This window comes from Ignavibacteriota bacterium, assembly GCA_016218045.1.
In the GTDB taxonomy this organism is placed as follows: domain Bacteria; phylum Bacteroidota; class Ignavibacteria; order SZUA-365; family SZUA-365; genus JACRFB01.
The window spans coordinates 15324-30246 of sequence record JACRFB010000050.1; the positions used below are offsets into that span (position 1 = coordinate 15324).

Genomic DNA, 14923 nt, shown 5'->3' on the forward strand with positions numbered 1-14923 from the left:
CTGATCCTCTCTATTCTCCATGTGCCGAGCTTCTCCGCTGTCTTGTGCCCACTGCGTCATGATGCCACACGATCGAAGACGGCCGTCGCGCTGCCGAAACGCAGCGTGTCGCCGGCGCGAAGCTGCTGTTCGCCCGTGATGCGACGGTCTCCGATCATCGTTCCGTTCTTGCTGCCAAGGTCGCGAAGCGCCGCCGCGCCGCCGCGTATCACTATCGCGGCGTGACGGCGCGACATCGATGCCTCGTTGAGCACGATGCTGCAGCCGTCTTCGCGGCCGATGGTGTTCTCGCCCTCCAGCAGCGTGAAGACACGCGGCGTCGCCCCTGGCACATTCACACGAAGCTGATACACGACGTCCGGAGCCGCGGTGGACGAGGGTACGAGGGATGGAATCGAGGCAGCGGCATCCGAAAACTCGGTGACACCCTTTTCCGGCGGAGCCGGATTCGATCCGAGCGCGGGCAGCATTCCCGCGTCATCCGAGAATTCCGTCCTGCCGCGCTCCGGTGTAAGCGGATTCGATCCGAGCGCGGGCATCATTCCCGCGTCATCCGAAAACTCCGTCTTTGCGCGCTCAGGCGCTGGTGCGGCCGATCCAATCGCCGGAGCGATAAAGGCGTCGTCCGAAAATTCCGTTTTGCCCCGCTCCGACTGCGCCGCCATGGGTGCGGGCTGGGCGACGGAGGGTGCGGGACTGGGACGCGGCTGCGCGGACGCGGACTGTGCAGGGGTAGATTTTGCCTGCGCGGACGCGGAGTGTGCAGGGGTGGATTTTGCCTGCGCGGACGCGACCTCTTTCGCGCGCGGAGCGGTCGGCTGCTTCTGACGCACGGGCACTTCTCCGTCGTGCACGAGGAACACAAAGTCGAAGACGTTTGCGAAGGTCACGATGCACGGACTGTCGAGCCGTGTCGGGCGCGTCACGCGCATACCATCGATCCGTGTGCCGTTGCGGCTGCTCAGATCCTCGATGAAGTACGCGCCCGCGGCCTTGTCGTACCAGATGCGCGCGTGACGGCTCGAAATGATTTCCGGGTACAGGACGATGGAATTATCCGCGGCCTTGCCGATCCGCGCCTCGTCGGTGATGGCAAACGAGGCACCTGCAAGCTGTCCGGTGCGGGAGAATAATTGCGCGCTCACGTGTGTTTCCTCTCTGCCGCCCGTGTCAGGCGATGCGTCATTTTCATTTGTCGTTGACGAACAGCGTCAGATTGGCGCGCTGCGTTTTGTCGGGGTGGAATGAGTGGCATGACACGCAGTTCGTGGAAGCGCGCGACGAGCTGTGACACTTCTCGCAATTCTCCTTCTTTGGAATGTTTTGCACCGCGGCGCGGTCCGCAAGCAGACCCACCGGTGTTTTTCCCGCCATCTCCTTCGTGATCGGAATGTCGGTGTGGCAGTCGAGGCAGCGGCTGTCGACGATATGCGCGCGGTGGTTGAACTCGGCGCGTCGCAGCAGCCGCTGATCCGCAGCCACGGCCTGTACCGACGCGTCCGCGACCACGTGGCACACGAGGCAGGGCTTGGCAAGTTTGAGCGCGAGGTCGTTTATCTCGGCGCGCATCGCGGGTGTGATGTTCGGATTCTGCCGCGACATGGCGAGTTCGAAGGCCGAGGCCGCGAGGGTGTCGCTTAAACGCTCGAGGCGCGCGGCAACCTTTTTCAGCGCGTCGTTGATAAGGACAAGATCATCCTGAATTTCTTGTTCGGGACGCGACCGCAATTCGTCGGCGTAACCCTGCAGCGTGCGCACGGCCTCGCGGTACTGCGCCCGCGTGCGCGGTTGCAGCGTGGATCCGGCCGCGAGCAGCAGATCCGATATCCCGAGATCCGAGTACAACATGCCCCGCAGTCGCCGCAGATTCTCGAGCACCCAGGGATCCTTGTGATACACGGGCGACTTCTTCACGCGCCCGCCGCCGCCGCCGGAAAATTCGTTCGGATTGGTATAGAAGGCCCAGCGCGTGCCGGGTCCGCCGCGCCGCTGTATCATCTCGAGGGTCTCCACGCCCGGAGCCGCGGGATTCATCACGTCGGCCACGGGCAGGGACGCCGTTTCGGATGTCACGGTGAGGTGGCAGTCGCCGCACTGTGTGTCGAAGTCGAGGGGTTTGAAGTTTTTCCCGTCCGGCGCGGGCACGTGGCAGTACAGGCACGACTGTTCGAGATACGTGATGCCGCGTTCCTTCGCGAGTTTTTCGGACACGAACTTCATGTGGCGGATGTGTGTGAAGAGCAGCGCCGAATCGTCCGGCGTCTGCGTGCGCGCAAACTCGAATTCGGGATGCCCGCCGGTGAACGAGCCCGCGTCGTGGCAGGTGATGCACTGCGCGTCTGTGACCGCGCTGATCGAGGCCTCGCGGCCCTTGTGTTCGGCGTGGCAGTCGGCGCACTGCAGGTCGTCGCCATGCGCCTCGACGCCGCGTCTGATACGCGCAGGATCGTCGGATCGGTAGCGGTAATGCGCGCGCGTCGAGTACACGCCGATGTCGTCTCCCGACTTCTCGTGGCAGCCCGCGCATTTACGGCGCACAGCCGCCCGCGGTTCGGAATGGCAGCGCGCACAGTCGTTGCTGTACATGGCGTGATGCGTCGACAGATCACCCGCCGACAGCGAGGAGCCGCCAAGCAGCAGCAGATCGGCCGCTGCGTACACGATCACCGCGGCACAGGCCATGGCGCCCCACAGCAGCATACGTCTGCGCGGACGCGGCGTGAGGTACGACGCCGAGACCGGCAGACGGACCTTTCCGAAAATTCCCTTCGAGGTGTTGTTCCGAGATGCCATGCCGGTCCTGTCAGTAATACACGACGGTGAAAATGTGAAGGAGAAGCAGCGCGAGCAGCAGCAGCGACACGGGCAGATGTGTCACGAGCCAGGCGCGCAGAGGTTTCTGCAGCGTGTAATGCGCGTCGATCTCGAGTTTGCTGCGGTAGAGGTCGCGAAGCTGCGTGAAGCGCTCGCGCTCCTCGGGCGACAGCACGCCCTCGAGATAGGCGAACTCGCGCAGGCGCTCCTGTATGCCGCCCGTGATGTCGGTGAGGTAGCTCCAGCGCGCCTCGGGCCTCGCGAAGGCGTCGGCCAGGCGCCGGGTGTAGAAGTCCCGCACCGGATCCGGACTCTCCGCGGCGAGCCCCTCGGCGCGCGCGCGCAGATGCGCGACAAGTTCGGGTATGCGCTCGTACACCACTTCCACCGACAGCCCCGAGGCCAGCATGCGCGGAATGGTCTTCTGCAGCAGCGCGCCGACAAGGCCGCTCGCCGTCACCCATATCGAGAGCAGCCACAGCCAGAAGTCGAGCGCGCCTGTCGGCACCGCGAAGCCGCAGTGCATGAACACGAGCAGCAGCGAGAGCGTCCCGCCGTAGAGATGAAACTGCAGCCAGCCGCGCGTGCTGCCGAGTTTCCTCTTCGCCGCCGCGCGATTCATACGACGCCGCACCCCGATGGCCGCCGCGCCGAGCATCAATGCGGCGGCAAGCCAGCCGTACGTGTACCCCCAGGGTCCGCCCGGATCCACCTCGCCCAACAGCACGTTGGCCGCGTACGCGGCGAAGACCAGCGCCGTCGCGGCACTGAAACGCCGCAACCACCATGCGTCGTCGAAGAACGACACGATGCCCGCCATCCATTCGCTCATGATCTGCGCGCCCCGTCGATGAAGAGTGTCTGGAATTGATCGATGGTCGACACGCGTGTCGCACAGCCCTGCGGACAACTGTTCACACAGGCCGGACCGCTCGGCGACGTGTAACATAAGTCACACTTCGACGCAAGCTGTCGCTCCTTGCCGCGCAATCCCTCGGGTATGGTGTCGGCCGGCCACAGACCGCCCGGAGCAAACATGGTTATCGCGTCGTACGGACAATTGTTCGCGCAGCTTGCGCAGCCGATGCACAAGTCGTCGTCGATCGCCACCACGTCGCCCACGGCCGTGCGGCGTATCGCGCCGGTGGGACAGCCGACGAGGCACACCGGATCCTCGCAGTGGTAACACGCGCGTGTGATCAGCAGATTCTTGTACTTCTCGCCCTCGCGCACAAAACGCGGCACGCCGCCGTGTGTGTCGGCGCAGCCCTTCACGCAATCGTCGCAGCGTGTGCAGCGCGCGAGATCGATCACGAGTATGCTGTTGCCCTCCACGAGGCCCTCGCCGAGCGCCGTGTCGATGAACTCGGCGTGCTCGATGTGTTTCCTGCTGTAGCCGGTCTCCTTGATGCGCGCGATGGCCGCGGTCCACAACATCTTCTCGACGGACGGATATTCGCGCAACGCCTGCACAAAGTCGCCGCGGGGAAATTGCACGAGTTCGGCATACTCCACCGACTCCGCCGTCGACAGCCAGCCGCTTGTATTTTCGAGCAGCAGTTCGCTCTCGCCGAGTGTCATGCCCTTCGAGAGATACGACACGGTGAGTCGTCCCGATGCCACGGCCTGTGTGAGTTTGAGGAAGCCCGATCGCACGAGGTATATCGCGTCGGCATCCGCGCCCTGCGTACACACGGCCTCGCCAGGTTCGAGCGACACGAGCGACGCGCCCGACGCGAGCCGGTTCAGGAACGCGTCGTCGCAGTGCCGGAACAGGGGCGTGGCCTTGAGCTGCGCGAAGAGTGACCGCTCGCGGTACAGCGCGTCGAGACGCTGCTTCAGCGCCGCGCTCTTGCGGCGCATCAGACGCAGGGCGGGCACGCGAATCTGTACCAGCACACACTCGTCGGCAGTGCGCGCCGTCACGGACTGCGGCCAGCCGCTCAGGGCGCCGATCTCGCCGAACAGTTCCCCGGCGCCGAGCCGCGCGGTGGCGCCCGCCGGCATGTCGAAATCCATCACTGAGAGGAAGGTGATCTCGCGTCGCGGCGCGGCGGCCTTCTCGGCCTTGCCCTTCGCTTTGGGGTCGGTTTTTTTCTGCTTGACACTCTGTGCCTCGAACACGGTGACACCTTTCGATGCCGCGCCGGATGCGGCGCCCGCGGGATCGAACTGCGTGCGATTCGGATCGAAGATGGGCCGCGCGCCGAGCGCGTCCTGCTGCTTCTCGATGTACACGTCCACCGCCCCCTCGGCCACGAAGAAGGCGATGTCGATGTAACTGCCCTCTTCGAACAACAGGGTGCCACGTTTCCAGCGCGCGACGGAAATGTCGGGACTGATCTTCTCGAGGAAGGTGTCGTCGTAGTCCTTGAAGATGTCGTAGCGGCGGAGTATGGATGGCGTCGGCTTCTCGGATATTTCGAGAATGCCTGTTGATGCGCCGAACGAGGACCAGCGATCCTTGTACTGCTCGAGCCGCTTGATCTGCGTCACGCCGTAATTGCGTATGTCTTTTTCAGCCATGTGTGTCCTTGTGTCTGCGCGGGAAACGTGCGCCGTGTGCGCGCCCGACGTTTCTCATCGCGCGATTCCGTACAGGAGGTCGATACGTTTCCGCAGAAGCAGAAGCTGGCGGTCGATGGGATCCTTGTCGCCGAGCTGCGGGAAGGCGGGCAACGTCGGCACGGCAGGCGCGGCATCCATCGTCACATCGTCCTGCGGAAGCGGTTCGGGCGCGGGCGAACGCGGCGGAGGAGGCGGCCTGCGCGCGGGTCGTGGAGTGGATACGGTGCCGGCGTCACCCCCGCGCGCGGGCCCGGCCGGCTGCGTCGGGGCCGCGGTCGGCGATGGTGCGCCCTGCGGCGGCGGTGGCGCGGGCGCCGAGCTGACCAGTGCGGCCGGTCCGCGTGATCCTGCCGCCGATGCGAACAGCGCCTTCTGTGTCTCGTCGGGTGTGATGGCGCGCTTCCAGTGTTTGGCCACAGTCTTAATGCCCGACACGTAGTTGAAACCCGCGCCGTTTTTGTGTCCGGTGGCGGCGAGCTTCTGGTCGGTCACCAGATGGCAGCCCACGCAGAGTTTGGCGCGTGTATTCAGATTTTTCAGATCGATAAGTCCTGTCTGCAGACCTTTCACGTAGCCGGGCCGCTGCGCGCCGCCGCCCGTGCCCTCCTTGTGCGGTTCCTTGTAGCCGCTGCCCGGACCGTGACAGCTCTCGCACGACACGCCGTCCTCCACGTCGCTCTTGCCCGACACCACGGTGCCATGGCATTTCATACACGAGGTGGACGCCTTGTAGATGTCTTTGATTCCGAGCTTGTCGCCGTAGTCCTTCGCCTTTTCCTCGTCGTCGTACAGCTTCTCGAGTGTCTTCTGATGCGGATCGTTTTTGTACGCCTTGTACTCGCGCACGTGGCAGTTGTTCTGGTCGGTGCCGCAGCCGCCCATCCCGAGGGTCTGGTACTTTCCCTGCGCCGCGAGGCGCGGCCCGCAGCAGAGCGCCGCCGCACACAGCGCGGCGAACACAACACGGTTCGGTACTGCTCTCATTGTCTGTACTCCACTTTGCCCTCGTCGGTCACGGTCCAGATTTTTCCGTTCTTCATGTACAAACGCCGCATCTCCTCGAGTGTGAAAGGACGCGAGCCGAGCCGTCCGAATACACTCACTTGATTCCCGCTTTCATCCACCGCGCGGTCGCGGTCCATCCCTTTCGACACGGCCAGAGCCGGTCCCCTCGTCGGTCGTGTGGCGATGAGCGCGGGTGTGGGAGCGGGACTGAATCCGAGATGTCCGGGTGTGTCCTTCGGCGATGTGAGCTGTATCACGCGTAATCCGTTTTTTCCGTCGGCCACGTAAGCGAAGAAGCTCGCGTTGGTTGCGCCCACCTTCACGCCGCGCGCATCGTCGATCACACCGCCGGCGCTGTAGAGTTTCTCGAGCACGAGGTTCTCGGGATTCTCGGCGTCGATGATCGCGAGTCCCTGCCTCCCGGCGGCCACGTAGGCATAGGTGCGCGCGATATAGATGTCCTGCGCGCCCGCCAGCGGCAGCGTCTTCTTCACGGCCACGGGTTTCTCGGGCGCGGTGATGTCAAGCACTTTCACGCCCTCGCCGTCGCACACAAGCGCGTAACGGAACTGCACCGCAATGGCCCGCGCGTCGCGTATGGCGGGCGCGCCGATCTCGGCCGTGATGACGGGTTTCAGCGGTTCGCTGATGTCCACCACCACCACGCCGCGGGCGCAGCACACGTACACGTAATTGCCCGCGACGGTGAGATTCACGGCGCCGTCGAGTGCGCCGCCCGGATTAAATGTGAGCGCGCGGCGGAGGAAGTTGTTGCGCGGATCACCGTCCGACAGCGTCATCACATCCACGAGAATCAGGCCTTCCTTGGCATCGGTGATGTAGGCGTAGCTGTACAACGGATGTATCGGCCATTGCTCCTGATTCTCCGGCCTGTGCACACGACGCGTGTCGATGGGCATCGTGGTGGGCAGCGCCACCGCGGTCGCGTTCGTCGTTGCGACATACGCGCCCTGACCGAGCGGCGACACCGGCGCGGTGACGATACGTTCCGAATACCCCTTGTTGTCGATGTTCGCCACGTCGTACACGCGGAAGCCCCCGCTGCCGCAGGCCGTGTACAGATATTCGCCGCGCAGTTGCAGACTGAGCACGCTGCCGCCGTGTGTGTACGACATCTCCAGCCGTCGCTGCCGTTCGAGATGTTCCTTGTACCAGCGCGGATAGGCGAGACTGTGCAGGTAGCTGCCGATCACCACCTGCGGTTCGTCTGTCTCCGTCACTTCCACGGCCTCCACGCCGCCCTCGCCCGCGGCAACGTAGGCGTACTTGCCGACGAAGTTTACCGCGTTCGTTCCGAGGAGAAGGAGCTGCGCCATCCACGCGTTGTTGTCGTTCTTCGACGAGAGATGACAGTCGGTGCAGGCCTTGGTCTCGGTCTTGCGCACGGTGTGCGCGAAGTGCGGATTGAAGGCCTGGCTGCTGTAGCCCGGCGCCGAGATGGGCGCCTGCTGTGTGTAGATCTGCTCGCGGTTGGCGTTGCGTGAACTCAGCACCAGCGCGCTCGACGATCGTACACTTGTCACCTTGCCGCCCTTGGTGGATCCGGTGATGCCCAGCATGTACCCGTCGTCACGCAGCACCTGGGGATTGTAGGTGGTCCAGTTCCGCGAGGTCTCGCCTTCGAAATGATTGGATGATTTTTTCCAGTTCGCCTCCATCGGGAGATGACAGCCGAAGCAGTTCGTCACCCACGATGTGTGGCAGCTCTGGCATTCCATCCGCGCGGACGAATGCGCGAGGCCGGCCGGATCCGATCCGTCCTTCGCGCGCACGCCCTGCCGTGTCATGAGATGCGCGATGGCCGCCTTCTCGTTGTAGTGTTTTGACGCGGCGTCGTGCGCCTCGGCGGTCTGGCTCACTTCCCACGACAGCGACGAGTCGACGACGGAACGCTGCACGACGGTTTTACCACGTTTGCGGAAACGGCGCTCGTTGAAGGGTGTGTTCATGTCGTCGAGCGCGGGACTCTCCTCGCTTGCCGCCACACCCGATGTGCGCAGGAGCGCGGGTGCTGCATAGTCGCCGTGGCAGTCGATGCACTGCACTTCCACCGCGTTGTGGAATTCGCCGACGAGGCGCCCCGTGCCGTGTGCGTCCTGCTTGAAATGGCAGTCGACGCAGTGCATACCCTTCTCGGCGTGTATGTCCTTGAGATGCACCGCGCGCTGCGCGCCGGCGGGTGCGGGCGGCTGCACCAGCGCGCCGTTTTTATCGACGAGCGGCACCACGCCTGCGAATTTGTCGCGCGCGGTCTCGGGGATGCGCGCACCGTCCTTGTCGAGCAGATGGCCCTTGCGGTCCTTCTTGAACACGGCGCGGAATATCCACCCGTGGCCATGATAGTCCGCGAACTGCGTGAGCGTCAGCAGCGGATTCAACTGTGTCACTTCCGCGAGAAATTCGGCGGTGCCCCATTTGCCGCGAAGCACGGCGCCCTCGGGATTATGCGAAAGCATGGCGAAGGCCTCGGCCGCGCTCGGATCTGCCTGTGTCTCGGGATACATCGCCGCGCCGTCGGTCTCGTAATCCCACATCTGATATCCGAGATAGGTGTTGACGAAGGAATTCGGCTGATGCATGTGGCACACGACACACTGGCTCGACGGAATCGCGTTGGTGAACTGATGCCGTATCGGATGGCCGGATTCGTTTTTGGGAATCGTGGTGTCGGCGCTCTGCGAGAACCCGCGGTTGCCGAAGCGCGCGTAGGGTCCGGCGTTCACGGGCGAACGGTCGTTGGCATACACCACATGACAGGAGGTGCAGCCGCTCGAGCGGTAGTCGCCGGGATGATCGTTTGTGCCGAGGAAGGAGAGATGCGGATCGTTGAGCCGGGTCTTGTGAATGTTGAGCAGCGGCGAACTGATGCGCAGTTCCGTGCCGGGGCCGCGCGCGCTCAGTTTGTTGTCGGGTTTGCCCGGCTCCTCGGCGGGATTCGGGTTGCCGATCTCGGAGGGATTTGCGCGCGACACACGCCCGCCGCGCTCGAAGCTGCGGAAGATGTCGCCCGGCTGCGTGATCTCCCATCGCGGCAGCGGCAACAGCGTGGGGAGTATGCCCTTCTTTGCCATCTCCTCGGCGGTCGGCGGAGGGACGGTATTGATCTGCTGCTGCACACCGTCGATGGAATAGCTCTCGCCGAAAATGTAGTGTTTGGTCGACACGATGCCGTTGTTGTACGCCGCGCCGCCCCACAGGAGGGCCGATGTGGTCATGATGCTCTTGCGCACGTTGAAGACTTCCGTGGCATGGCAGCCGCCGCACGCGCGGTCGGCCACACGCAGATCGCCCGGATTGAAGAAGCGGATGAATTCGGGACTCTCGCGGTTGAGCAGTGTGTACGAGCGCTGCGGATTCGCGGCACTCTTCCAGGCCTCGGGGTAACGGGGCGCGATGTGCGCCGAACTTTTTGTCTTTGCGGACGCGTCGCCCCCGTGGCAGTCGATACATCCGAGCGGCACGTTCTTGTGCATGGGTTCGATGCCGCCATGGCAGGTAAGGCAGCCGCTGCTCTTGCGCGCCACATCCTCCTGCGACTGACGCAGCAGACTGTTGTCCTGCGCCCGCAGACCGGCTCCCACAAAACATAGCAGGCAGACGGCGAACAGAGCGGTACGGCCTATCGCGTGCGCGGCATCCGATCCGGAAACGCCCGCACGGACGCGCCCGGCTGTAGTGCGCGGACTCTCGATCAGGGTGTCGATATGACGTCGGCGTTGCATCAGTAGGTCATGGCTAGGACAAGAAAGGCGGCGTACCGCGTGGCGGAACTTTCGTAGATGTCGCTCCATCCCGCGAGTGGTGTCAGAGCGCTGGCGCCCGCCGTCACGATCATGTTGTTGTTGAGGAAGGGCCGGTACACAAAACCGAGTCCGTAATCGAGTCCGATGTTTTTCCGCAGCGCGTTCTGATGGATGAAGGCCTGCAGTGGTTCAACCGCGGCGAAGCGCAGCATGTTGATGTTCAGCACGGCCTTGAGTTCCGGCGTCAGTTCCGCATCACAGCCGGCGTTCAGTATCAGGATGCCGGGATTCACGAAGTTGGCCTGTCCCTCGAATTTGTTGCTGCGCAGCGACGGCAGCAGACTGCCGCGGTGCACCAGACCCACATCCTGCAGACGTATGCCCTGCCCGTTCCAGAAACTGAAAGGCCCTCCGGCAAAAAACGGCGCGTCGATAATCGCGTCGAAGCCGCGCGCGGTGCCGTCGAATGGCTCTGCATCACCGCTCGCGTAAAAGCCGGAGACTTTGAAACGCAGCCAGTCCTGATCCACCGACAGCTCGAGCGCCGCCATCTGCGCGTTGATGTTGGTGGAGCGTCCCGCGAGCGGCTGGAAGCTGTCCTCGCCGAACACCTGATACACGGCATGGGTCACGTTGATCGTACCGAAATGGCCGTCGCCGGACCACCCCGCGTACCACACCTTCAGCGCGTGCGGTCGTGTGGTGCCGAGCAAGGCGGGACGCACAGGCACGCCGTTTTCGTCGAAGTGCCGCGAAGCCCTGTCGTCATTGTACAGAACACTGAACTGCGTCGTGTGTCCGAGGGCGAACAGATCCTGGAGATAGATGTTGCCGATCCACACCTGCTGATCCCGGCTGTCGAACAGCGTGTTGAGTTCGCTGTTTGTTTCCTTCTCGAGCATGGGAAGGAACACGAGATTGTATTGTATGTGGTTGTTCGCGGCATTGCCGAAGATCCGCGCGCCGAGGTTGAAGTCGCTGAACACAAAGCCGCGGAAGTCGCTGGCAAAGCGCTGAATGCCCGCGCGGAACGACACGAAGTCGTAGCGGTCGCTGATGTCGAACAGGTGTTTCTCGAACGAGAGTTCCTCGAAGGCGAAGTGGCGGTCGGCCCTCTCCCTGCCCTTGCGTACGTTGATGTTCACGTTGTTGAACTCGCGCAGCGCCACATAATTCGCGTTGAAGACGCCCGTCACCTTCACTTCCCAGTCGCGCGGCCTGTACGCGGCGTCGCCGTGATACAGCTCGAGGGTGAGTTTCAGATTCTGCACGCCCGCGAATCTCTCGCCGCTGCCGAAGAACACGTCGCTCAACGGTGCGCGTGTGCTGTTGCTGCTCGGCGTGGGAAGATCGGCGTAAATTCCCGCGCTTTCGCTCGTCGCGGCGAGAATAAAAAACGTGTTCTGTCCGATGACGGGATAGTCGCCCTTCAGCACGTTTTGGTTGTAGGGATCGTACCAGTGTGTGGCGACATTGAGTTCGTAGGGCGGGGGCACGATCTGCCGCCAGCGGTCGGGCAGCGGCACGAAGTCGGGAATGCTGCGCTCGGTCGCGGCGCTGTCGCGCGTGCTGCGCGCCGAGTCGGCCGCACTCTGCGCGCGAAGTGCCGACGAGCCGAGACAGAACAGACCTAGAACACAGACGGCGGTGTTGCGATATGTGCGGATGGACGTCACAGCTCCGCCTTGCGCGGGAATTTCACGAAGGGCAGACGCACGCCGTCGTAGAAAAAGGCGTCGCTGCGTATCGCGGACGGCGCGTCGTAGCCGCGCGCTCCCGCGGCGGCGATGAGATCGTCCTGATCCACGCCGTCACCGCTGACCCCGATCGCGCCGATCAGCACACCGTTGCGATAGAGTGGAATGCCTCCGGGGAAGATGGTGATGCCGTTCCCGTATGCGGGGAGTCCGGGACGCAAGAGCGAACGCTGATACTGAAAGCCCGGTCCCTGATACAGCGGACCCGGCTTCTGCGGAACACCGAGAGTGCTGCGGTCGATGCCCGGGGGATAAAAGTCCTGCGCGAGGAACCCGACCGCGCGTGTAGTCATCGCGAGTCCGGCATCGGAAGCGAGTCCGAGTATGCCGCGCACACGCGCGCCGAATTCGGTATTCGCGGGATCGCTGAAGGCCAGCGCGGTGCGGGCCTTCTGCACGGCCACATCAAAACTGAACAGCGTGGCCTCGCGTGTGCGCCACACGCCGAGCACGGTGCGGCCGTCGCGATCCACCACCGCGATAAACACACGCGCGGGCACACCGACGGGTTGCCGGATCGCGGCGCGTGTGATGCCGGCCTGCGCGGCGGCGGCCGTGAGGATGCCGCGCACCTCGGCGGCGCTGAGATGTGGTGGCGTGGTGAAACCGCTGCCGCGTATGGCGAACGATGTGACTCCGCCGCGTGTCACCTCGCCCTCGATCGGGAACACGGGCGCGCCGCCCTGCGCGGGACGGAAGGTGTACACGCCGCGTGTGCGTTCATCAAAGCCCGGCACAAAAACAACGGACGCGGGGATCGCATTTGTGTAGAGCAGGCGTATGCCTCCCGCGAGTGTCTGATCACCGCGGATGCGCGCCGGACCCTCGAAGCCGCGCGCCGCCGTCACAGCAATCACTTCATCGGCGGTGATGCCCTCGCAGGTGGTCGTGTCGAAGCCCGCGCCCGCGCCCGCGATGCCGATGCCGCCCACGAGTATGCCGTCCTTGTACAGCGGTATCCCGCCCGGCCTGTCGTTGAGGGCGCCGCCGTTCGGCTGTATGTCGCCGCCGGGCAGACTCGAGAAACCGACGCCGAACAACGGACCCGCGGGCGTGTTTGCAATGCCCGGCGGGAAATGCGGACGCGTGATGAAACTCGCCGTGAGCGTGGAGAAGGAATTTTGATTGCTGCTGAGATACGATGCCGTGCGTGCCTTGGCGCGCGCCTCGGTCGTGTCGCCCGGATCCACGAGTCCGTCCATCAGAAAGACGGCGAGTTCGTTCCCCTCCCGGTCCGTCACCGCGATGGCCACCGCCCGCCTGGGCGCAAGGCCGTCGGCCGTTTGCACCGCCTGCGCCACCACGCGCCGCACATCCGCCGAATCGAGCGTGCGCACGTCGACGGATCCCGCCGCGGGCGCGGGGTCGGCCACGTCGCAGCCGGTCCACAAAATGCAGACGGTGAGCAGGGACAGGATATACACAGTGATCGTCTTCATCATCCAGAAGGCGTCTCTCGTGGATACATCGTGATTTCGCCCTCCGCCATCAGCGGGCGGCATGGGCATGTACGTATTGGGATTTGGAAAAAGATAGGTAAACAGACCTTCGGGAGCAACTATATCCGCTTTTTCCGTCGAAAAAAGTTGAACAGTGTGAATGGAATCGGGTGCATTTCGTGATCCCCATGGAACATCATACATGTGTTATCGTATGTGGTATGTCGTCCAATTTACTATGAGAGGTGTCCCATGAAGTGGTTGCTCCTCTGTATCACGGTGCTTGGTCTGCAATGCGAGACGCCCTACGATCCCGCCCAGCCCGGCACACACGACCGCGGCGAATACACGATTGCGGCCGTGTATGATTCCATTCGAAGCGCCCCGTCCGGGGGCGGACTATTTGTGTGCAGGATGTCACCCGGGTTTGGCTTTGGCGGATCCGTGCGGCTGTCTCTCGAGGCGGATGCCTCGCTGGGCGCCACGCTCACGAAGACCCTCCTTGGCGCGAAGGATTCGGTTTTCGAAGTCCTCGTTCATCCGCGCGCTGGACTAGCGGAGGATGCTTACCCGCTCACCGTGGTGGCGGAGCACGGCGGCGTGAGGCGCCGTCTCACCCTGCGCGTCCGCGTCATCGAGTGGCATGCACCGGATCCGGCGGTTGCCGACAGCGTCCGTGCACGTTTTCTTTCCTGGTTCGCGGACCATCATCCGGAGTATCTCCCCGCCTTTGTCCCCTCTATGGGTACGTGGAACACGTATCCACAGATTCTCATCGTGGAGCATTACACCCTGCTGACACCCGTGTATGAAGTGCGTGTCTGCTCCCACGTGATGGTGCCTCCCTACGATTGGGCGAAGATTTGTATACGTCCCCGTACCTCCTCCCTGCCCACCTTCGCCGCCTTCTGCGACACAAATGGCGAGGTCACCGCATTAAATCCGTGTGAGTATCCGCGGCTGCTTGGGTATTGAATTGGTAGATAGTAGTTGGTAGATAGTAGATGGTAGATGGATCTGCTCGATGTGCGTGAGGAGACAGGAGGAAGGAGACAGGAGACAGGCACTGATTCGACCCGTGTCTCCTGACTCCTGTCTCCTGTATCCTTACGCGAGCGTGAGGAGACAACAGACAGACACTGAATCGACCAGTGTCTCCTGACTCCTGTCTCCTGTATCCTTACGCGAGCGTGAGGAGACAACAGACAGACACTGAATCGACCAGCGTCTCCTGACTCCTGTCTCCTGTATCCTTACGCGAGCGTGAGGAGACAACAGACAGACGCTGATTCGACCCGTGTCTCCTGACTCCTGTCTCCTGTATCCTCACACGCGTGTTAGGACACAGGTGATTGTGGTTGGGTCGTTGGCAGATGGTAGACCGGCAGACGCGTTTTCAAAATGATAATCGGACAACCCCCTCTTTTTAAGAGGGTGCCGGGGGAGTTCCGCCACGAATCGACCCACTCCCTACTCCGTACTCCCCACTCCCTACTCCCCCGTCCCCCGTCCCCCGTCCCCCGTCCCCCGTCCCCCGTCCCTCGTCCCCCGTCCCCCGTCCCCCGTCCCCCGTCCC

At 63.4% G+C, this 14923-nt stretch carries 9 protein-coding genes; 1 reads left to right on the forward strand and 8 read right to left on the reverse strand.

Going from position 1 to position 14923, the window contains the following annotated elements; genetic code table 11:
* Positions 1–56: 56 nt before the first annotated feature.
* Genes HY962_13085 through HY962_13120 form a run of 8 tightly spaced genes read right to left on the reverse strand, consistent with a single transcriptional unit; the run spans position 57 to position 13350 of the window.
* A complete protein-coding gene (locus HY962_13085) occupies positions 57–1145 on the reverse strand; it encodes an FHA domain-containing protein (GenBank protein ID MBI5647857.1) in 1089 nt (362 codons plus the stop codon).
* Positions 1146–1188: 43 nt separating this feature from the next.
* On the reverse strand, positions 1189–2793 hold the full coding sequence (locus tag HY962_13090) for a hypothetical protein (protein MBI5647858.1): 1605 nt from the start codon (positions 2791–2793) through the stop codon (positions 1189–1191).
* A 10-nt stretch (positions 2794–2803) separates the two neighbouring features.
* The gene (locus HY962_13095; protein MBI5647859.1) at positions 2804–3646 is read right to left on the reverse strand and encodes a hypothetical protein; all 843 of its coding nucleotides are present in this window, start codon (positions 3644–3646) and stop codon (positions 2804–2806) included.
* Complete coding sequence (locus HY962_13100) at positions 3643–5340, reverse strand: cyclic nucleotide-binding domain-containing protein (protein MBI5647860.1); 1698 nt, start codon at positions 5338–5340, stop codon at positions 3643–3645. The genes HY962_13095 and HY962_13100 overlap by 4 nt, the downstream gene beginning before the upstream one ends.
* 54 nt (positions 5341–5394) lie before the next feature.
* Positions 5395–6366 (reverse strand): hypothetical protein, encoded by a 972-nt coding sequence (locus HY962_13105; GenBank protein ID MBI5647861.1) that lies wholly within the window; start codon positions 6364–6366, stop codon positions 5395–5397.
* Positions 6363–10130, reverse strand: a complete 3768-nt coding sequence (locus HY962_13110; protein MBI5647862.1) for a hypothetical protein — start codon at positions 10128–10130, stop codon at positions 6363–6365. Before HY962_13110 ends, HY962_13105 begins: the two co-directional genes overlap by 4 nt.
* Positions 10130–11827, reverse strand: a complete 1698-nt coding sequence (locus tag HY962_13115) for a hypothetical protein (protein ID MBI5647863.1) — start codon at positions 11825–11827, stop codon at positions 10130–10132. The genes HY962_13110 and HY962_13115 overlap by 1 nt, the downstream gene beginning before the upstream one ends.
* The gene (locus tag HY962_13120; GenBank protein ID MBI5647864.1) at positions 11824–13350 is read right to left on the reverse strand and encodes a heme-binding protein; all 1527 of its coding nucleotides are present in this window, start codon (positions 13348–13350) and stop codon (positions 11824–11826) included. Before HY962_13120 ends, HY962_13115 begins: the two co-directional genes overlap by 4 nt.
* A 249-nt stretch (positions 13351–13599) precedes the next feature.
* Here HY962_13120 and HY962_13125 point away from each other — a divergent pair, with 249 nt between their 5' ends.
* The gene (locus HY962_13125; GenBank protein ID MBI5647865.1) at positions 13600–14322 is read left to right on the forward strand and encodes a hypothetical protein; all 723 of its coding nucleotides are present in this window, start codon (positions 13600–13602) and stop codon (positions 14320–14322) included.
* The last annotated feature ends 601 nt before the right edge of the window (positions 14323–14923 follow it).

Excerpts from the sequence above, each read along its gene's own strand:
- HY962_13095 (MBI5647859.1), bottom strand. The coding sequence starts at position 3,646 with ATGAGCGAATGGATGGCGGGCATCGTGTCGTTCTTCGACGACGCATGG.
- HY962_13110 (MBI5647862.1), bottom strand. The coding sequence starts at position 10,130 with ATGCAACGCCGACGTCATATCGACACCCTGATCGAGAGTCCGCGCACT.
- HY962_13120 (MBI5647864.1), bottom strand. The coding sequence starts at position 13,350 with ATGATGAAGACGATCACTGTGTATATCCTGTCCCTGCTCACCGTCTGC.
- HY962_13100 (MBI5647860.1), bottom strand. The coding sequence starts at position 5,340 with ATGGCTGAAAAAGACATACGCAATTACGGCGTGACGCAGATCAAGCGG.
- HY962_13105 (MBI5647861.1), bottom strand. The coding sequence starts at position 6,366 with ATGAGAGCAGTACCGAACCGTGTTGTGTTCGCCGCGCTGTGTGCGGCG.
- HY962_13125 (MBI5647865.1), top strand. The coding sequence starts at position 13,600 with ATGAAGTGGTTGCTCCTCTGTATCACGGTGCTTGGTCTGCAATGCGAG.
- HY962_13090 (MBI5647858.1), bottom strand. The coding sequence starts at position 2,793 with ATGGCATCTCGGAACAACACCTCGAAGGGAATTTTCGGAAAGGTCCGT.